Origin of the sequence: Pseudomonas asiatica (assembly GCF_040214835.1) — a bacterium.
Taxonomy (GTDB): Bacteria; Pseudomonadota; Gammaproteobacteria; order Pseudomonadales; family Pseudomonadaceae; genus Aquipseudomonas; species Aquipseudomonas putida_Z.
On sequence record NZ_CP157874.1, the window covers coordinates 338,530 to 356,260 of the forward strand.

Annotated in this window: 14 protein-coding genes and 2 pseudogenes; 11 read left to right on the forward strand and 5 right to left on the reverse strand. The window is 62.2% G+C overall.

What is annotated here, in order from left to right; translation table 11 throughout:
- Positions 1–58 precede the first annotated feature (58 nt).
- From ABNP31_RS01520 to ABNP31_RS01545, 6 genes are all read left to right on the forward strand, one after another.
- Positions 59–589: a DUF5943 domain-containing protein gene (locus ABNP31_RS01520; RefSeq protein ID WP_013970507.1), complete on the forward strand. Its 531-nt coding sequence runs from the start codon at positions 59–61 to the stop codon at positions 587–589.
- Positions 590–604: 15 nt separating this feature from the next.
- Positions 605–2,665 (forward strand): dimethylglycine demethylation protein DgcA, encoded by a 2,061-nt coding sequence (dgcA, locus tag ABNP31_RS01525; protein WP_025337383.1) that lies wholly within the window; start codon positions 605–607, stop codon positions 2,663–2,665.
- Between the two features lie 177 nt (positions 2,666–2,842).
- A complete protein-coding gene (dgcB, locus tag ABNP31_RS01530; protein WP_013970509.1) occupies positions 2,843–4,795 on the forward strand; it encodes a dimethylglycine demethylation protein DgcB in 1,953 nt (650 codons plus the stop codon).
- On the forward strand, positions 4,795–6,027 hold the full coding sequence (locus ABNP31_RS01535) for an electron transfer flavoprotein subunit alpha/FixB family protein (protein ID WP_039613190.1): 1,233 nt from the start codon (positions 4,795–4,797) through the stop codon (positions 6,025–6,027). Before dgcB ends, ABNP31_RS01535 begins: the two co-directional genes overlap by 1 nt.
- 10 nt (positions 6,028–6,037) lie before the next feature.
- Positions 6,038–6,808 (forward strand): electron transfer flavoprotein subunit beta, encoded by a 771-nt coding sequence (locus ABNP31_RS01540; protein ID WP_003257512.1) that lies wholly within the window; start codon positions 6,038–6,040, stop codon positions 6,806–6,808.
- 748 nt (positions 6,809–7,556) lie between these two features.
- A complete protein-coding gene (locus ABNP31_RS01545; RefSeq protein WP_085664130.1) occupies positions 7,557–8,366 on the forward strand; it encodes an RHS repeat-associated core domain-containing protein in 810 nt (269 codons plus the stop codon).
- 47 nt (positions 8,367–8,413) lie between these two features.
- Here the strand turns inward: ABNP31_RS01545 and gbcA are convergent, their stop codons facing one another.
- Positions 8,414–9,706, reverse strand: coding sequence for a glycine-betaine demethylase subunit GbcA (gbcA, locus tag ABNP31_RS01550; RefSeq protein ID WP_013970512.1), 1,293 nt, complete (start codon positions 9,704–9,706; stop codon positions 8,414–8,416).
- A 295-nt stretch (positions 9,707–10,001) separates the two neighbouring features.
- Between gbcA and gbcB the strand changes: the two genes are divergently transcribed.
- Positions 10,002–11,102, forward strand: coding sequence for a glycine-betaine demethylase subunit GbcB (gene gbcB, locus ABNP31_RS01555; protein WP_015268654.1), 1,101 nt, complete (start codon positions 10,002–10,004; stop codon positions 11,100–11,102).
- A 135-nt stretch (positions 11,103–11,237) separates the two neighbouring features.
- Here gbcB and ABNP31_RS26125 read toward each other — a convergent pair whose 3' ends face one another.
- Both ABNP31_RS26125 and ABNP31_RS26130 read right to left on the reverse strand, forming a co-directional pair.
- On the reverse strand, positions 11,238–12,110 hold the full coding sequence (locus tag ABNP31_RS26125) for a methyl-accepting chemotaxis protein (RefSeq protein WP_404943662.1): 873 nt from the start codon (positions 12,108–12,110) through the stop codon (positions 11,238–11,240).
- A gap of 30 nt (positions 12,111–12,140) precedes the next feature.
- A pseudogene (locus ABNP31_RS26130) lies at positions 12,141–12,863 on the reverse strand (MCP four helix bundle domain-containing protein); the annotation flags it as partial.
- A gap of 275 nt (positions 12,864–13,138) precedes the next feature.
- On the opposite strand from ABNP31_RS26130, the gene ABNP31_RS01565 reads away from it, so the two are divergent.
- From ABNP31_RS01565 to ABNP31_RS26140, 4 genes and pseudogenes are all read left to right on the forward strand, one after another.
- Positions 13,139–13,369: a hypothetical protein gene (locus ABNP31_RS01565; protein WP_085618417.1), complete on the forward strand. Its 231-nt coding sequence runs from the start codon at positions 13,139–13,141 to the stop codon at positions 13,367–13,369.
- Complete coding sequence (locus ABNP31_RS01570) at positions 13,366–13,668, forward strand: cell division protein ZapA (protein ID WP_350012924.1); 303 nt, start codon at positions 13,366–13,368, stop codon at positions 13,666–13,668. The genes ABNP31_RS01565 and ABNP31_RS01570 overlap by 4 nt, the downstream gene beginning before the upstream one ends.
- Positions 13,669–14,029: 361 nt before the next feature.
- A pseudogene (locus tag ABNP31_RS26135) lies at positions 14,030–14,872 on the forward strand (cache domain-containing protein); the annotation flags it as partial.
- A gap of 207 nt (positions 14,873–15,079) precedes the next feature.
- Positions 15,080–15,784, forward strand: coding sequence for a methyl-accepting chemotaxis protein (locus ABNP31_RS26140; RefSeq protein ID WP_433916060.1), 705 nt, complete (start codon positions 15,080–15,082; stop codon positions 15,782–15,784).
- 149 nt (positions 15,785–15,933) lie between these two features.
- Here ABNP31_RS26140 and ABNP31_RS01580 read toward each other — a convergent pair whose 3' ends face one another.
- Both ABNP31_RS01580 and ABNP31_RS01585 read right to left on the reverse strand, forming a co-directional pair.
- Complete coding sequence (locus tag ABNP31_RS01580; RefSeq protein WP_238067165.1) at positions 15,934–16,374, reverse strand: hypothetical protein; 441 nt, start codon at positions 16,372–16,374, stop codon at positions 15,934–15,936.
- Positions 16,375–16,599: 225 nt separating this feature from the next.
- Positions 16,600–17,640, reverse strand: coding sequence for a low specificity L-threonine aldolase (locus ABNP31_RS01585; protein ID WP_085618423.1), 1,041 nt, complete (start codon positions 17,638–17,640; stop codon positions 16,600–16,602).
- Positions 17,641–17,731: the final 91 nt, after the last annotated feature.

Sequence of the window (17,731 nt, forward strand, 5' to 3'; positions counted from 1 at the left end):
AGCCCCTGCCAGCAACGCCGGGGCATCCCAATAAAAAATTTTATGGAGTTGAGTTTCCATGGCCAAGATCGCCCCGCAATTGCCAATCGAAGTAGACAGCGAGACCGGTGTCTGGACCAGCGACGCCTTGCCGATGCTGTACGTGCCGCGCCATTTCTTCGTCAACAACCACATGGGCATCGAAGAAGTCCTGGGCGCCGACAAGTACGCCGAGATCCTCTACAAGGCCGGCTACAAGTCCGCCTGGCACTGGTGTGAAAAAGAAGCCGAGTGCCACGGCCTGGAAGGCGTTGCGGTGTTCGAGCACTACATGAAGCGCCTGAGCCAGCGCGGCTGGGGCCTGTTCGAAATCCAGGACATCGACCTCGACAAGGGCACCTGCAGCGTCAAGCTCAAGCACTCCGCGTTCGTGTACGTCTATGGCAAGTGCGGCCGCAAGGTCGACTACATGTTCACCGGCTGGTTCGCCGGCGCCATGGACCAGATTCTCGCTGCCCGCGGCAGCTCGATCCGCACCGTGGCCGAACAGGTCTATGGCGGGTCGGAAGAAGGCCACGAAGATGGCCTGTTCGTTACAAAGCCGTTGTAAGCCGGAGATAGCGTCATGGCATTCGAAGCAATGTTCCAGCCGATCCAGATCGGTAAACTGACCATCCGCAACCGTGTGCTCAGCACCGCGCACGCCGAGGTCTACGCCACTGACGGCGGCATGACGACCGACCGCTACGTGAAGTACTACGAAGAAAAGGCCAAGGGCGGTATCGGCCTGGCGATCTGCGGCGGCTCGTCGGTGGTGGCCATCGACAGCCCGCAGGAGTGGTGGGCGTCGGTCAACCTGTCGACCGACCGCATCATCCCGCACTTCCAGAACCTGGCCGACGCCATGCACAAGCATGGCGCCAAGATCATGATCCAGATTACCCACATGGGCCGTCGCTCGCGCTGGGACGGCTTCAACTGGCCGACCCTGATGTCGCCGTCGGGTATCCGTGAACCCGTGCACCGCGCCACCTGCAAGACCATCGAGGTGGAAGAGATCTGGCGCGTGATCGGCAACTACGCGCAAGCTGCCCGCCGCGCCAAGGAAGGTGGCCTGGACGGCGTGGAACTGTCGGCCGTGCACCAGCACATGATCGACCAGTTCTGGAGCCCGCGGGTCAACAAGCGTACCGACGAATGGGGCGGTACCTTCGAAGGCCGCATGAAGTTCGGCCTGGAAGTACTGAAGGCCGTGCGCGCCGAAGTCGGTGACGACTTCTGCGTGGGCATGCGTATCTGTGGCGACGAGTTCCACCCCGATGGCCTCAGCCACGAGGACATGAAGCAGATCGCTGCCTACTACGACGCCACTGGCATGCTCGACTTCATCGGCGTGGTCGGTTCGGGTTGCGACACCCACAACACCCTGGCCAACGTAATCCCGAACATGAGCTACCCGCCGGAGCCGTTCCTGCACCTGGCGGCCGGTATCAAGGAAGTGGTCAAGGTCCCGGTGCTGCACGCGCAGAACATCAAGGACCCGAACCAGGCCACGCGTATCCTCGAAGGCGGCTACGTGGACATGGTCGGCATGACCCGTGCGCACATGGCTGACCCGCACCTGATCGCCAAGATCAAGATGGGCCAGATCGACCAGATCAAGCAGTGCGTCGGTGCCAACTACTGCATCGACCGCCAGTACCAGGGCCTGGATGTACTGTGCATCCAGAACGCCGCGACCTCCCGTGAATACATGGGCGTGCCGCACATCATCGAGAAGACCACCGGCGCCAAGCGCAAGGTGGTGGTGGTTGGCGCCGGCCCGGCCGGCATGGAAGCGGCCCGCGTGGCTGCCGAACGTGGCCACGACGTGACCCTGTTCGAGAAGAAGGAGCAGATCGGCGGGCAGATCACCATCGCCGCCAAGGCCCCGCAGCGCGACCAGATCGCCGGTATCACCCGCTGGTACCAGCTGGAGCTGGCGCGCCTGAAGGTCGACCTGCGCCTGGGCACCGCCGCCGACGTGGCTGCCATCCAGGACCTGCGCCCGGACATCATCGTGCTGGCGGTGGGTGGGCATTCCTTCCTGGAGCAGAACGAGCACTGGGGCGCCGCCGAAGGGCTGGTGGTCAGCAGCTGGGACGTGCTCGACGGCAAGGTTGCGCCGGGCAAGAACGTGCTGGTGTACGACACCATCTGCGAGTTCACCGGCATGTCGGTGGCTGACTTCATCGCCGACAAGGGCAGCCAGGTCGAGATCGTCACCGACGACATCAAGCCGGGTGTGGCCATGGGCGGTACTACCTTCCCGACCTACTACCGCAGCATGTACCCGAAAGAAGTGATCATGACCGGCGACATGATGCTGGAAAAGGTCTACCGCGAAGGCGACAAGCTGGTGGCGGTGCTGGAAAACGAATACACCGGTGCCAAGGAAGAGCGCGTGGTCGACCAGGTGGTGGTGGAGAACGGCGTGCGTCCTGACGAGCAGCTGTACTACGCACTGAAGGAAGGTTCGCGCAACAAAGGCCAGATCGACGTGGAGGCGCTGTTCGCCATCAAGCCACAGCCGATCCTCAGCCAGCCGGGCGAAGGCTACCTGCTGTACCGCATCGGCGACTGCGTGGCCCAGCGCAACGTGCATGCGGCGATCTACGACGCCTTGCGCCTGTGCAAGGACTTCTGATCGAGAAAAATCGTCGCCACCGGGCGCGGTCCCTGTGGGAGCGGGTTCACCCGCGAAAGCGTCAGCACAAGCAACAGAGTTGTCTGATCTGACGCATTCGCGGGTAAACCCGCTCCCACAAGGGGCCAATCCCACCTTCAGAGTGGCGCAAGAATCCAGCTGTTGTGGGAGCCTCCCATGTTGAACACCCTTCTACCTATCCTGCTGTTCGCTGCCCTTGGCCTGGCAGTGCTCGGCGCCCTGCGCCGGGTGCGCATGTGGCGGCGTGGCCGGCCGTCCAAGGTCAACCTGATCGGCGGCCTGCTGGCCATGCCGCGCCGCTACCTGGTGGACCTGCACCATGTGGTCGAGCGCGACAAGTACATGTCCAAGACCCACGTGGCCACCGCTGGCGGCTTCGTGCTGTCGGCCGTACTGGCGATCCTGGTGCACGGCTTCGGCCTGCAGAGCAAGATCCTCGGCTACGCGTTGCTGGTGGCCACGGTGATCATGTTCAGCGGCGCCATCTTCGTCTTCAAGCGCCGCCTCAACCCGCCTTCGCGCCTGTCCAAGGGCCCGTGGATGCGCCTGCCGAAGAGCCTGCTGGCGTTTGCCGTGAGCTTCTTCATCGCCACCTTGCCGGTCGCCGGCATCCTGCCGGCCAACACCGGTGGCTGGGTGATGGTGGGCATTCTCGGCCTGGGCGTGCTGTGGGGCGTGTCGGAGCTGTTCTTCGGCATGACCTGGGGCGGCCCGATGAAACACGCCTTCGCCGGTGCCCTGCACCTGGCCTGGCACCGTCGCGCCGAACGCTTCGGCGGCGGCCGTTCCACCGGCCTCAAGCCGCTGGACCTGGAAGACCCGAACGCGCCGCTGGGCGTGGAAAAGCCGGTGGACTTCACCTGGAACCAGCTGCTGGGCTTCGACGCCTGCGTGCAGTGCGGTAAATGCGAAGCCATGTGCCCGGCCTTTGCCGCCGGCCAGCCGCTGAACCCGAAAAAGCTCATCCAGGACATGGTCATCGGCCTGGCCGGTGGCACCGACGCGCAGTTCGCCGGCAGCCCATACCCGGGCAAACCGATCGGTGAGCATGGCGGCCACCCGCACCAGCCGATCGTCAATGGCCTGGTCGACGCCGAAACGCTGTGGTCGTGCACCACCTGCCGTGCCTGCGTCGAGGAATGCCCGATGATGATCGAGCACGTCGATGCCATCGTCGACATGCGCCGTCACCTCACCCTGGAAAAAGGCGCTACCCCGAACAAGGGCGCCGAAGTGCTGGACAACCTGATCGCTACCGACAACCCGGGCGGCTTCGCCCCTGGTGGGCGCATGAACTGGGCCGCCGACCTCAACCTGCAACTGCTGTCGGAGGTGAAAACCACCGAGGTGCTGTTCTGGGTCGGTGACGGCGCCTTCGACATGCGCAACCAGCGCACCCTGCGCTCGTTCGTCAAGGTGCTCAAGGCGTCGGGCGTGGACTTTGCCGTGCTCGGCCTGGAAGAGCGCGACAGCGGCGACGTGGCGCGCCGTCTGGGCGATGAGGCGACCTTCCAGCAACTGGCCAAACGCAATATCCAGACCCTGGCCAAGTACAAGTTCCAGCGCATCGTCACCTGCGACCCGCACAGCTTCCATGTGCTGAAGAACGAGTACGGCGCCCTGGGCGGGGACTATCAGGTGCAGCACCACAGCACCTACATCGCCGAACTGATCGCGGCCAACAAGCTCAACCTCGGCCAGCACAAGGGCGGCAGCGTCACCTACCACGACCCGTGCTACCTGGGCCGTTACAACGGTGAGTACGAAGCTCCGCGTGCCGTGCTCAAGGCCCTGGGTATCGAAGTGCGCGAGATGCAGCGCTCGGGCTTCCGTTCCCGTTGCTGCGGCGGTGGTGGCGGTGCGCCGATCACCGACATCCCTGGCAAGCAGCGTATCCCGGACATGCGCATGGACGACATCCGCGAGACCGAGGCCGAGCTGGTAGCTGTGGGTTGCCCACAGTGCACCGCCATGCTCGAAGGTGTGGTCGAACCGCGCCCGCAGATCAAGGACCTGGCCGAACTGGTGGCCGACGTGCTGATCGAAGAGGACGCGCCCTCTGCCCCAAAGCCGCAAACGGCCAAACGTGAACCCGCGGAGGTGCACTGATGAGCGACATTATCCGCCGCGACCCACGCGCCGAGTGGATCGCCCGTAACCGTCTGCACCCGCTGCATGCAGCGATGCAGACGCAGCAGACCAGCTGGATGGGGCCCAACGGCCTAATCCGCAAGAACCCCCATGCGATTGCCGCAGGCTTCATCGGCCCGGCCGGCATCAAGCGCATCGACCGCAGCGGCGCCCAGCAGGGCACCGCCGTGGGCGGACGACGCACGGCGGCGGCCGAGGTCAAGCTGCCGCTGCACCAGGTGCCGGCGCCGGCGTTCTACATCGCCGTGGTGCCGGACATGGTCGGTGGCCGCCTGAGCAGCCACGACCGCGACCTGCTCGGCCTGGCCCACAGCCTGGCCGGCAGCGACGGTGCAGTGCTGGCAGTGGTGTTTGGCGAGCACAAGGAAAGCAACTTTTCCACAGCCGGGGTCGACCGCCTGCTGGTCATCGAAGGCGAGGCTTTCGAAGGTTATGCACCGGAGCAACTGGTACAAGGCCTTCGGGCTGTGGATAACCAGTTCACCCCGCGCCACTGGCTGCTGCCCGACAGCCGCACCGGTGGTGGCGAACTGGGCCGGCGCCTGGGCGCGGCACTGGGTGAGCGCCCGGCGACGCGGGTATGGCAGGTCAAGGACGGCCAGTGCATCGGCCGTGCCGGTGCCGGCCAGCAAGACCTGCAGCGCGCCGTACCACGCTTGATCCTGGCGGCGGCCGAGTGCGCCGAGCCAGTCAGCGAAACCCGTCACGAAGCGCTGCCCGTGGAGTTGTCCACAAGCGTGGCGCGTAGCCTGTCGCGCATCGAAGACCTCGGTTCGGTGGCCGTGGACCCGGCCACCATTGCCATGGCCGAAGCCGAGTTCATCGTCTCGGGCGGCAACGGGGTCAAGGACTGGGACCTGTATCACAAGGCCACCGCGGCCCTTGGCGCCACCGAAGGCGCCTCGCGGGTGGCGGTGGACGACGGCTTCATGCCGCGCAACCGCCAGGTGGGTGCCACTGGTACCTGGGTTACCGCGCGGGTCTACGTGGCTGTGGGTATCTCGGGCGCGATCCAGCACCTGCAGGGCATCGGCGCCTGCGACAAGGTGGTGGCGATCAACATGGATCCGGGCTGCGACATGATCAAACGGGCCGACCTGTCGGTAATTGGCGACAGTTCGGCGATTCTCCAGGCACTGATCGAGGCTGTGGACAACTACCGCAGCGGCGGCCAGCGCGACGCGGCATAAGGGCACGAGCATGAGTACGAAAGTGATCAGCCTGGTTTCCATCGGTGCCCACCCCAGCTCCGGCCGCGCTCGCCGCGCCGAGCAGGATGCGCGCGCCGTGGAGCTGGGTTTGCAGCTGGCTGGGGATAACTTGCAGGTGGTGCATGCCGGCGACCCACGGGAAGAGGCGCTGCGCGCCTACCTGGGGATGGGTCTGGACCATCTGGATGTGCTGGAGCAGCCGGCTGGTGCCGACGTGCTGGGCGTGCTCGGGGATTACCTGCGCGATGCCGGGGCACAGCTGGTGCTGACCGGTAGCCAGGCCGAGACCGGCGAAGGGTCGGGCATGTTGCCGTTTCTGCTGGCCGAAAAGCTCGGCTGGCCGCTGATTGTGGGGTTGGCTGAAGTGGAGTCGATCGACAACGGCACCGCCCAGGTATTGCAGGCGCTGCCGCGCGGTCAGCGGCGTCGGCTGAAGGTGCGCCTGCCGTTGCTGGCGACTGTGGATAACGCTGCGCCCAAGCCGCGCCAGAGTGCTTTCGGGCCGGCGCGTCGGGGTGTTCTGGCGGCACGCAACGTGGCTATCGTCGAGGACGAACTGCTGGCCGAAGCCGAACTGCAGCCAGCCCGCCCACGGCCCAAGCGGCTGAAGGTGATCAAGGCCAAGAGCGGTGCCGACCGGATGAAGGCGGCGACGGCCAAGGCCAGTGGCGGCGGTGGCAAGGTGTTGAAGGACGTTTCTCCACAGGAAGGCGCCGAGGCCATCCTCAAGCTGCTGGTGGAAGAGGGCGTGCTGCGCTAGAGCCTCACGCGGTGCCGGTGTAGGAGCGGCCTTGTGTCGCGATGGGCTGCGCAGCAGCCCCCGGCAATCTTGACTCGTAGTCGAGATCCTGGGGCCGCGCTGCGGCCCATCGCGACACAAGGCCGCTCCTACATTCCATACACAGCCTCGATCGGGCGCTTTTGCCCACCAAATCTGTTCGCCAAGGTGTGGATAAAGTGTTGGCGCATGGCCGCAGCCCTTGTATCACGTGGCTCCCAAGCTTTTGATCAAAAAACGATCAGTCTTATCCCTGCCTTCGCATGCAACGCGCGGCAGCCCTCCTGATTTTGCCCACAATCGCTGTTAGCCGGTCTGTGGATAATCTGTTTGATAGCGCCTGTAGGCCTTATATTTAAGGGCCTCGGTACACTTGCTCAAAAAATGATCAAGTCCGGGTGAGGTCTTCTCTTTCTTCGGAAATCATGCTCTTGAGTCGCTTATCCACAGCTCGATCGAAGAGCATCCATTGGTTGCCCACAAACTCTGTTGGTGTCTCTGTGGACAAAGTGTTCGCGGAGGCCGCCAAGCCTTTATTAGCAAGGCTTTCAAAGGTTTGATCAAAAAATGTTCAATTTGCGATACCAGATAGCGAAACACCGTCGGCGAGCATTTTCCACGTTGGCTGTGTGTAAGCCTCGGGATAACTAATAGCTACCCGTCATTTTTGCCAGTTTCGTATCGATTTCAATGCTCTTAGGATCAAGGCAGGCCTTTTAGAGGTTTCGCTATGAGTTTGGTGCTTTTGCTGGCAGTCGACAGGCAGCGTTCTGTTCTCAGCGGGTTGGATAGCATCGGTAGGGTGTACACGGCCTACGGGTATTTCGCTATCCAGGGCGGACCGATAAGTGCGTTCTGTGGCGAGCCGATAGATCCCCTGACAGGTTGCTACCCTTTGGGTAATGGTCATCGCCAGTACAATCCGAAGCTCATGCGTTTACAGTCGCCAGATGAATACAGCCCGTTCGGTGAAGGCGGGCTCAATGTGTACATGTATTGTAAAGGCGACCCTGTAAACCGCCACGATCCCAGTGGCTCCATTCCTTTATGGTTGCCGCAGGCGCAGCGCGCTCTGACAGCAATTTTGCATGTGGTTTCGCCGTTGGCAATCATGCTCGGCCCACCCCCAAAAGGCGGCCTTGCGACAAATGCCTCGCGCATGGCACTAGCGGGGTCTGGTACTAGCGTCGTAGGTGCTGGTCTTGGGCTCGCCGGAGTTGGTGCAGCTCCCTATGTCTCTGCCGCAGGAACCGGACTGCTGATGACTGGTGCAGGTATCCGTCTGGCTAAATCATTATGGGATAAGCGATCAGCGCTTTGGCACGGTACCAAGAAAAACTTCAGATCGAATTTGAGAACGATTTTCAAGGTGCAAGTTAAGAAAAAGAAGCGCAGGGTGGCGCCGCCAAGCGGCTCACCAAGGAAAGCGGTAGGATCGGTTTATACGATCGAGCACGAACTCGAAGAGATCAGCGGGAAGAGTTCCTCATCGACTGTTCCAGATCTCGCACCATCCCTACAGGATATCCGGGAAGTCTAGTCAGAAAACCAAGCCTGTGAATTATCCACAGGCTTGGTTGGCGTGTATCACTGCGCCTGAACTTCCTTCAGATACGCCGCCGGCTCCGCCCCCAGGTTGTTCAGCAAGCGCTGGCTGTACCAGTCAATGAAGTTGACCACGCCAAACTCGTAGGTCTTCGAGTATGGCCCAGGCTGGTACGCAGTGGAGTTGATACCACGCTGGTTTTCCTCGGCCAGGCGACGGTCCTGGTCGTTGGTGGCGTCCCACACCTTGCGCATGTTCTCGGGGTTGTAGTCCACACCCTCCACGGCATCCTTGTGCACCAGCCACTTGGTGGTGACCATGGTTTCCTGGGCGCTGATCGGCCACACGGTGAACACGATCATGTGGTCGCCCATGCAGTGGTTCCAGGAGTGCGGCAGGTGCAGGATGCGCATCGAGCCCAGGTCCGGGTTCTGGATACGACCCATCAGCTTCTGGCAGGCCTGCTTGCCGTCCATGGTCATCGACACGGTGCCCTTGAGCAGTGGCATGCGCACGATACGGTTACGCAGGCCATGGCTCTTGTGCAGGTACGGGATCTTCTCGGCTTCCCAGGCGGCGGCGGAGGCGGCCACGTGGTCCTTGAATTCCTGGCTGGCGCGTGGGTCGTTGGTGTCGTCCCATTCCAGCAGGGTTTGCAGCAGCTCCGGGTGCGAACCGTTGCAGTGGTAGCACTCGCGGTTGTTTTCCAGCACCAGCTTCCAGTTGGCCTTTTCCATCAAGGTGGTCTGCACCGCCACCTTGGTGTTTTCCATGTCGTACGGTTCCATGTAGTGGTCCAGGGTGGCCAGGAACTCGTCGATGGCAGGCGGGTTTTCCGCCAGGCTGATGAAGATGTAGCCGCCGGCGACCTTCACGTTCACAGGCTTCAGGCCATACTGGTTCATGTCGAAGTCGGCACCCATTTCGGTACCGGCGAACAGCAGGCGGCCGTCCAGCTCGTAGGTCCACTGGTGGTACGGGCAGACCAGCTTGGCCACCTTGCCCTTGTCGCTGACGCACAGGCGCGAACCGCGGTGGCGGCAGACGTTGTGGAAGGCGTGCACCTTACCTTCGGCGCCACGCACCACGATGATCGGGTTCTTGCCGATCTGCAGGGTGATGTAGTTGCCCTTGGCCGGGATCTCGCAGGTCATGCCGGCGATCAGCCACTCCTTGTGGAAGATCTCCTGCATGTCGATCTGGAACAGACGCTCGTCGGTGTAGAAAGGCTGGGGCAGCGAGTAGGTGCGCTCGCGGGTCTGCAACATCTCGGCGGTGGCCTTGCGTGCAGGTTCCAGTGGATCGCCCAGGCTCAGGGTTGCGGTGACGTCCATCGTGTATTCCTCGGGGCCGTGTGCGGCCGGCAAAAGGTGGCTAATCGTTGTTGTGGTGCCGCAAGGCTGCTTATCAAGAAACAGCTAGTTGTTTTGCCGTGGAGTGTGCGTCCGAAGGCGTCATGAACCGTATCCATGGGCGACATGGCCGATTTGAATTACGACGCGCCAGCCCTTGCAGCGCGGGGCTGGTCGCGATAAGCACGCCGATGTCGCTGGCAGGAATGTACGTCGTCTTCAGCTTGCGCATTATCCAAGCCATAAAAAGGCCAATAGTCGGCTGCTGGAGATGAACATGTCCGATACCTTCCTCAATCCGGTCACTACCCAGACCTGGGCCAACGGCCGCCACATCGTGCGCTGCGTCAAGGTCATCCAGGAGACCTGGGACGTGCGCACGTTCTGCTTCATGGCCGATCAGCCGATCATGTTCTTCTTCAAGCCGGGGCAGTTCGTCACCCTGGAGCTGGAGATCGAAGGCAAGCCGGTGATGCGTTCCTACACCATCTCCAGTTCACCGTCGGTGCCCTACAGCTTCTCGATCACCGTCAAGCGTGTACCGGGCGGCCTGGTGTCCAACTTCCTCCACGACACCATGCACGAAGGCGCCGAGCTGCCGGTGCACGGTCCGGTGGGGCTGTTCAACGCTATCGATTTCCCGGCGCAGAAGGTGCTTTACCTCTCGGGCGGTGTCGGGATCACCCCGGTCATGTCGATGGCGCGCTGGTTCTACGACACCAACGGCAATGTCGACATGGTGTTCGTGCACAGCGCCCGTTCGCCGAAGGACATCATTTACCACCGCGAGCTGGAGCAGATGGCCTCGCGCATCCCCAATTTCAGCCTGCACATCATTTGTGAAAAGCATGGCCTGGGTGAGCCGTGGGCGGGTTATCGCGGTTACCTCAACCAGCGCCTGATGGAGCTGATCGCGCCGGACTACATGGACCGCGTGGTGTTCTGCTGCGGCCCGACGCCATACATGACTGCGGTCAAGCGCATGCTCGAAGCGGTCGGCTTCGACATGAAGAACTATCACGAGGAATCGTTTGGCGCGACGCCGCCCGAGGCCAAGGCCGATGCGGTGGAGCATGCCGAGCAGGCTGCCGACGCGCCGGAACTGGATGCGGCCGATCTCAACCTGGTGGAGTTCATCGGCAGCGAGAAGAGCATCCGCATCGCCCCGGGCGAGACTGTGCACGCGGCGGCGGCCAAGGTTGGCCTGATGATCCCGAAAGCCTGCGGCATGGGCATTTGCGGCACCTGCAAGGTGCTCAAGCTGGGCGGCGAAGTGGAGATGGAGCACAACGGCGGCATTACCGAAGAGGACGAAGCCGAGGGCTACATCCTGTCGTGCTGCAGCGTGCCGAAAGGGGATGTGCGGATCGATTACTGATCCGGGAATGCAGGGGGCTGCCTTGCAGCCCATCGCGACACAAGGCCGCTCCCACAAAGGCGCCGGTTACATCGGCCAATGTGGGAGCGGCCTTGTGTCGCGAAAGGGCCGCAAAGCGGCCCCGGCTTTTTAAAGTCAGGTACGGAACCGCGCCACCAACCCATTCAGATCCACAGCCAACCGCGACAACTCCGCACTCGCCGCACTGGTCTGATGCGCCCCGGTAGCACTCTGCACCGACAGGTCATTGATGTTCACCAGGTTGCGGTCCACTTCCCGCGCCACCTGCGCCTGTTCTTCCGCCGCGCTGGCAATCACCAGGTTACGCTCGTTGATCTGCGCCACCGCCCCGGCGATGGTGTCCAGCGCCATGCCTGCGCCACGGGCAATGTTCAGGGTGGATTCGGCACGCTCGGTGCTGGTGCGCATCGATTCCACCGCTTCTTCCGTACCGCCCTGGATACTGCCGATCATCCGCTCGATCTCGCTGGTCGACTGCTGGGTACGATGAGCCAGCGCCCGCACCTCATCAGCCACCACGGCAAAGCCCCGGCCCGCCTCACCGGCACGTGCCGCCTCGATCGCGGCGTTCAGCGCCAGCAGGTTGGTCTGGTCGGCCAGGCCACGGATCACGTCCAGCACCTTGCCGATATCGCGCGACTGTTCGGCCAGGTGAGTGATCAGTTTGGCAGTGGCCTGCACATCGCCGCTCATGCGCTCGATGGCACCCACGGTCTCCATCACCAGGTCACGTCCATCACCGGTGGAGCGGCTGGCTTCACTGGACGCTTCCGAGGTGCTCACGGCATTGCGCGCCACTTCTTCCACAGCGCTGGTCATTTCAGTTACCGCAGTGGCAGCCTGCTCGATCTCGTTGTTCTGCTGCTGCAGGCCACGGGCACTTTCGTCGGTGACGGCATTCAACTCTTCGGCTGCCGAGGCTAGCTGGGTGGCGGAACCGGCGATCTGTTGCAGGGTATCGCGCAGCTTGTCCTGCATGCGGGCCATGGCACGCAGCAGGCGGGCGGCTTCGTCAGTGCCTTCGGCGCGGATGACGTGGGTCAGGTCACCGTCGGCGACCTGTTCGGCGCTTTTGAGTGCTTCTTCGATCGGCTTGACGATGCTGCGAGTCAGCAGGAAGGCGCAGACGAAAGTCAGCACGGTGGCGGCGACCAGCAGGCCGATCACCAGGGCGAAGGCAGCGGCGTACTGGTTGGCGGCCTTCTCGTTGGTGGCGCGGGTCTGGTCGGTGTTGATGCGCACCAGGGTGTCCATGACCTTGTTGATCTGTTCGGAGTTGGCCAGCAGGTCGCGGTTGAGCAGGTCGCGCAGTTCGTCGACGCGGTCGGCCTGGCTCAGGCTGCGCATGCGCGACTCAAGTTGACGGTACTGGTTGAGCAACTGGCCGTACTGGTCGAATGCAGCCTGTTCGTCGGCGGCGCCGATCATCGGCAGGTAGGCCTGGCGTGCACGGTCGATCTGGCTGTTGCGTTCGTCCAGCAGGCTCAGGGTCTCGCGCTGGGTCGCCGGCTCGCGGTTGAGCAGCAGGCGGTAGGAGAGGGTGCGCATGCGCAGGTTCAGGGCGGTGAGTTCGTCGAGGATCTTGATGCTGGGCACGCTGACCTGTTCGATGACGACGCCGGCCTGGCGGATGTTGCCCATCTGGATGAGGGAGAAGATGCCGAGGCCAAGCATCAGCAGGCCGATGAGCGCGAAGCCGAGCAGCGCGCGCGGGGCGATGTTCATATTACGTAGAGACATGAAGGGACGATCCAGGCAAAGGGAAAAGGGTGCGCAAAGTGCGACAGAACATGACTTGCCGGGCTATCGGTTGTGACTGCTCAGTCTTGAGTGCTGTTGGCGAAAATTGTGAGGTTGCTAACCTTTTCCTGACCGGCGGTTGACCCATGTCGGAACAAGGGGGTGGTTCCTCTGTCAATCTGCGGGTTAGACACCTTGTGAATCCGATATTTAATGGCGATGGGCCGCACTTTTCTTTATCGTGTGCGCCCCTCGCAACAACCTGAGATAGACCCATGCTGGAAGCTTCCCTGAACCAAATCGAGCAACTGGTCAGCGACCTGATGCAGAAGAACGCTCAACTCACCGAGCAGAACACCGTCCTCGGCCAGGAACTGGCCCAGGCCAAGGAAGAGAACGAAACCCTGCAGCTGTCGCTGATGGAGCAGGAAGAGAAGAACGGCAGCACCGCCGCACGTCTGCAGGCCCTGCTCGAGCGCGCCAACGCTGGCGTCGTAGGCGCATGACACTGCGAGCGCAGCCGATCAATGTCGTGTCGATCCTCGGCAACGACTATTCGATCAAGGCGCCTGAAGGCCAGGAAGCGACCCTGGCCCAGGCCGTGCAGATGCTCAACACCGCCCTGGCCCAGACCAAGCGTCAGTACCCGACCCTGATCGGCGAAAAGCTGCTGGTGCTGGCCGCGCTGAACCTGTGTTCGCGGCAGATCGAACTGCAGGATGAGCACCGCAAGACGCTGGAGCGTACCCAGGCGCAGATCGACGCCACGGTGGACGCCATCGTGCGAACCATAGCCGAACAATAAGGCCTTGCATCGACCTCTGTGGGAGCGGGTTCACCCGCGAATGCGTCAGTGCATTCAGCATCGCATTCGCGGGTAAACCCGCACCCGCAGGGCATATGATTGCTTCAGATCACTGGATTAACTGGATACGCAAGTGTATACACTTTCCGCAGAACAATAATTATGCGGGGAGTAGGGCATGCGTATCTGGCGCAAGAGCATCCAGTGGCAGTTGATCACCAGCATGGGCGCCGCCCTGCTGGCGAGCATCCTGGTGGTGGTCATCATTTTCACGGTGGCGCTAAACCGCCTCACCGAACGCTACCTGGTCGATACCGCGCTGCCCGCCAGCATCGAGGCCATCCGCAACGACATCGAGCGCATGCTCGGCCAGCCGCTGGTGGCGGCGGCGGATATTGCCGGCAACACCCTGCTGCGCGACTGGCTTGCCGCCGGTGAAGACCCTGCCCAGGCCGCTCCATTCATCGAATACCTGACCGCCGCCAAGCAGCGCAACCAGGCCTTCACCACCTTGTTCGTCTCGACCGAAACCGGCCACTACTACAACGAGAATGGACTGGACCGTACCCTCAGCCGCAGCAACCCCAAGGACAAATGGTTCTACGGCTACATCGACAGCGGTGCCGAACGCCTGATCAACATCGACATCGACGGTGCCACCGGCGAGCTCGCGCTGTTCATCGACTATCGAGTGGAAAAGAATGGCCAACTGGTCGGTGTGGCTGGCATGGGCCTGCGCATGACCGAACTGTCGAAGCTGATCCATGACTTCAAATTTGGCGAGCACGGCAAGGTGTTCCTGGTGCGTAACGATGGCCTGATCCAGGTTCATCCGGACGCTGCCTTCAGCGGCAAACGCCAGCTCCCCGAACAGCTCGGCGCGGATGCCGCCAAGGCGCTGATGACCGGCGGCGAAGGCCTGCGCAGCAGCCGCTTCAGCCGTGACGGCGAAAGCTACCTGGCGCTCGGCCTGCCCCTGCGCGACCTCAACTGGACCCTGGTGGCCGAGGTGCCGGAGGAGGAAATCTACGCGCCAATGCACCAGGCGGTATGGCTGACCAGCCTGATCGGTGGTGCCGTGGCCCTGGTGTCGCTGCTGCTGGTGGTGCTGCTGGCGCGTGGCCTGGTGCGGCCGATCCGCCGCGTCACAGCGGCGCTGGTACAGATTGGCAGCGGCGCGGGTGACCTCAGCCACCGGCTGGACGATTCACGCCAGGACGAACTGGGCGACCTGGCGCGTGGCTTCAACCGCTTCCTCGACAGCCAGCGCCGGTTGATCGGCGAGGTATTGCACACTTCCGAGCGGCTGCACCTGGCGGTCGAGCAGGTGACACAGGTGGTGGACAACACCGCCGAGCGTTCCGGGCGCCAGCAGGAAATGACAGAAATGGTCGCTACCGCCGTGCACGAAATGGGTTTGACCGTGCAGGACATTGCCCGCAATGCCGGTGATGCGGCCCAGGCCTCGCAATCGGCGAGGGACGAAGCCCTGCAGGCGCGTGAAGTGGTGCAACGCTCGATCCGTGGTATAGAGGGGATGTCGGATGATATCGGCAAGGCGGCCGATGCAGTCAGCCAGCTGGCCGATGAAGTGGCCTCGATCGACGAAGTTCTAGCGGTTATTCGTAGCATTTCCGAGCAAACCAACCTGCTGGCGCTGAATGCTGCCATCGAAGCGGCAAGGGCAGGGGAGATGGGCCGTGGGTTTGCCGTGGTGGCCGATGAGGTGCGTACTTTGGCCCGGCGCACCCAGCTGTCCACCGACGAAGTGCAGCAGATGATTCACCGCTTGAAGCAGGGCGCGGGTTCGGCGGTGAGTTCGATGCAGGCGGGGCAGCAGGCGACGGGTAGCGGGGTGGAGTCGAGCCAGCGCACCGGGGCGTCATTGGGGGCGATCACTGACCAGGTGGAGCACATCAGCGACATGAACCATCAGGTGGCTACTGCGACCGAAGAGCAGTCGGCGGTGACCGAGGAGATCAACCGTACGGTGCAGGGGATTTCCGACCTGGCGCGGGAGACCGCGGCGGAGGTGCAAGGGTGTCGCGAGGAATGCCTGGCATTGCGTGGTTTGGCTAACGATCTGGCGCAGCAGATGAATGGCTTCAGATTATGATCGACTCATGGGGTGCGGCAAAAGACCTGGCAGCTTTGTAAGGGAGCAACGCAGTCGATAGACGCGTTACTGGCTTGATGTAGCTCACCCCAGAATGTTGAATCACGATACTGGGGTGAGCCAATTATTCAGCCGAGCAATGCTATTGCTCACTGCGGCTCATTAATATAAAAATCGATGTAGGCATCGCCGTCGGAGAATACTTCGATCGCTGCAAATACGCTTGGGTTTTCAATCATCACGCCTTCAAACTCGAATTTCGGCTGCGAGGTATAGATCGAGATAACGCCGACGTCATGCACGGTGTAGGGTTTTTCGTTGGCGTAGATAGTTGCACCGACATGAGTGGTACGTTTGCCGGCACGCCGCTTCAGCGGTTGCTGGATACGGCCCAGCTTGTAGGTTTTGCTTGCTGCCGCCTGGTTACCTGATACAGAGATACTGGCGACTCTGCCGATAACGGCGTTGGTCTCCGAAGCGGCTTGCACGATGTCACCCACCTTTACCGAAGCAAGGGCTTTGGCGGCTTCTGCGTTACCCGCGATTTCGACACTTTCGTTTTCGTACTGGAATTTCAAAGTGGCGCTCATGGTCTGGTCCCTCTTGGAATACAGGTATCTTGAGAAGTACATGTCCTTCTAGAGCCAGTTTCATTTATCGGAACTTAAAGCGTAACTGGTATTTTTACCAGTTGCGAAAAACAGGGTCCGTAATTAAGCCGACTTTACGCAGCCGGCCCGTTTAACGGGGTAGGCCAAACTGCGCACCAGAGACCGGCCTGGTAGCGACACGCATCGCTGCGAGGCCGGTCGGTTTCATGCAGCGATAATCGCCCGGATATCCGCCGCCAGCTCGCGCACCCGCTCTTCCTCGGTATCCCACGAGCACATGAACCGCGCCCCGCCGCTACCAATGAAGGTATAGAACCGCCATCCCCTGCCGCGCAGTGCCTCGATCGCGTGTTCCGGCATCTGCAGGAACACCCCGTTGGCTTCAACCGGGAACATCAGCTCCACCCCCGGCAAGTCACTCACCAGCGAGGCGAGCAACTGTGCGCAGTGGTTGGCATGCGCGCCATGGCGCAGCCAGGCGCCATCTTCCAGCAGGCCCACCCAAGGCGCCGACAGGAAGCGCATCTTCGATGCCAGTTGCCCGGCCTGCTTGCAGCGGTAGTCGAAGTCCTCGGCCAGTTGGCGGTTGAAGAACAGGATCGCCTCGCCCACCGCCATGCCGTTCTTGGTGCCGCCAAAGCACAGCACATCGACGCCAGCCTTCCAGGTCAGCTCTGCCGGGCTGCAGCCCAGGAACGAACAGGCATTGCTGAAGCGGGCGCCGTCCATGTGCAGGTTCAGCCCCAGCTCCTTGCAGGTGGCGCTGATCGCTTTCAGCTCGTCGGGGCGATAGACGGTGCCCACCTCGGTGGCCTGGGTAATGGTCACCACCCGTGGCTTGGGGTAGTGGATGTCCTGGCGCTTCAGCGCCACTTCGCGGATCGACTGTGGTGTCAGCTTGCCGTTGACGCTGGGCGCGGTCAGCAGTTTGGAGCCGTTGGAGAAGAACTCCGGCGCACCGCACTCGTCGGTTTCGACGTGGGCGGTCTCGGAACAGATAACGCTGTGGTAGCTCTGGCACAGCGAGGCCAGGGCCAGGGAGTTGGCGGCGGTGCCGTTGAAGGCGAAGAACACCTCGCAGTCGGTTTCGAACAGCTTGCGGAAGTATTCCGCGGCGCGTTCGGTCCACTGGTCGTCGCCGTAGGCGCGGTCGTGGCCATGGTTGGCCTTTTCCATCGCTGCCCAGGCTTCGGGGCAGATGCCGGAATAGTTGTCGCTGGCGAATTGTTGGCTCTTATCTGTCATGACACTGTCCTGTGAACGACGCAGAACAGCACTCTAAACCATCGATTCAGCAGTTGCCTATACAAGCGGTGCAGCGTTTGATTTCGGCATT

Bases quoted from the DNA above. Each gene is read 5' to 3' on its own strand.
- ABNP31_RS01520 (WP_013970507.1), top strand. From the start codon at position 59: ATGGCCAAGATCGCCCCGCAATTGCCAATCGAAGTAGACAGCGAGACC.
- dgcA (WP_025337383.1), top strand. From the start codon at position 605: ATGGCATTCGAAGCAATGTTCCAGCCGATCCAGATCGGTAAACTGACC.
- dgcB (WP_013970509.1), top strand. From the start codon at position 2,843: ATGTTGAACACCCTTCTACCTATCCTGCTGTTCGCTGCCCTTGGCCTG.
- ABNP31_RS01535 (WP_039613190.1), top strand. From the start codon at position 4,795: ATGAGCGACATTATCCGCCGCGACCCACGCGCCGAGTGGATCGCCCGT.
- ABNP31_RS01540 (WP_003257512.1), top strand. From the start codon at position 6,038: ATGAGTACGAAAGTGATCAGCCTGGTTTCCATCGGTGCCCACCCCAGC.
- ABNP31_RS01545 (WP_085664130.1), top strand. From the start codon at position 7,557: ATGAGTTTGGTGCTTTTGCTGGCAGTCGACAGGCAGCGTTCTGTTCTC.
- gbcA (WP_013970512.1), bottom strand. From the start codon at position 9,706: ATGGACGTCACCGCAACCCTGAGCCTGGGCGATCCACTGGAACCTGCA.
- gbcB (WP_015268654.1), top strand. From the start codon at position 10,002: ATGTCCGATACCTTCCTCAATCCGGTCACTACCCAGACCTGGGCCAAC.
- ABNP31_RS26125 (WP_404943662.1), bottom strand. From the start codon at position 12,110: ATGGCCCGCATGCAGGACAAGCTGCGCGATACCCTGCAACAGATCGCC.
- ABNP31_RS01565 (WP_085618417.1), top strand. From the start codon at position 13,139: ATGCTGGAAGCTTCCCTGAACCAAATCGAGCAACTGGTCAGCGACCTG.
- ABNP31_RS01570 (WP_350012924.1), top strand. From the start codon at position 13,366: ATGACACTGCGAGCGCAGCCGATCAATGTCGTGTCGATCCTCGGCAAC.
- ABNP31_RS26140 (WP_433916060.1), top strand. From the start codon at position 15,080: ATGGGTTTGACCGTGCAGGACATTGCCCGCAATGCCGGTGATGCGGCC.
- ABNP31_RS01580 (WP_238067165.1), bottom strand. From the start codon at position 16,374: ATGAGCGCCACTTTGAAATTCCAGTACGAAAACGAAAGTGTCGAAATC.
- ABNP31_RS01585 (WP_085618423.1), bottom strand. From the start codon at position 17,640: ATGACAGATAAGAGCCAACAATTCGCCAGCGACAACTATTCCGGCATC.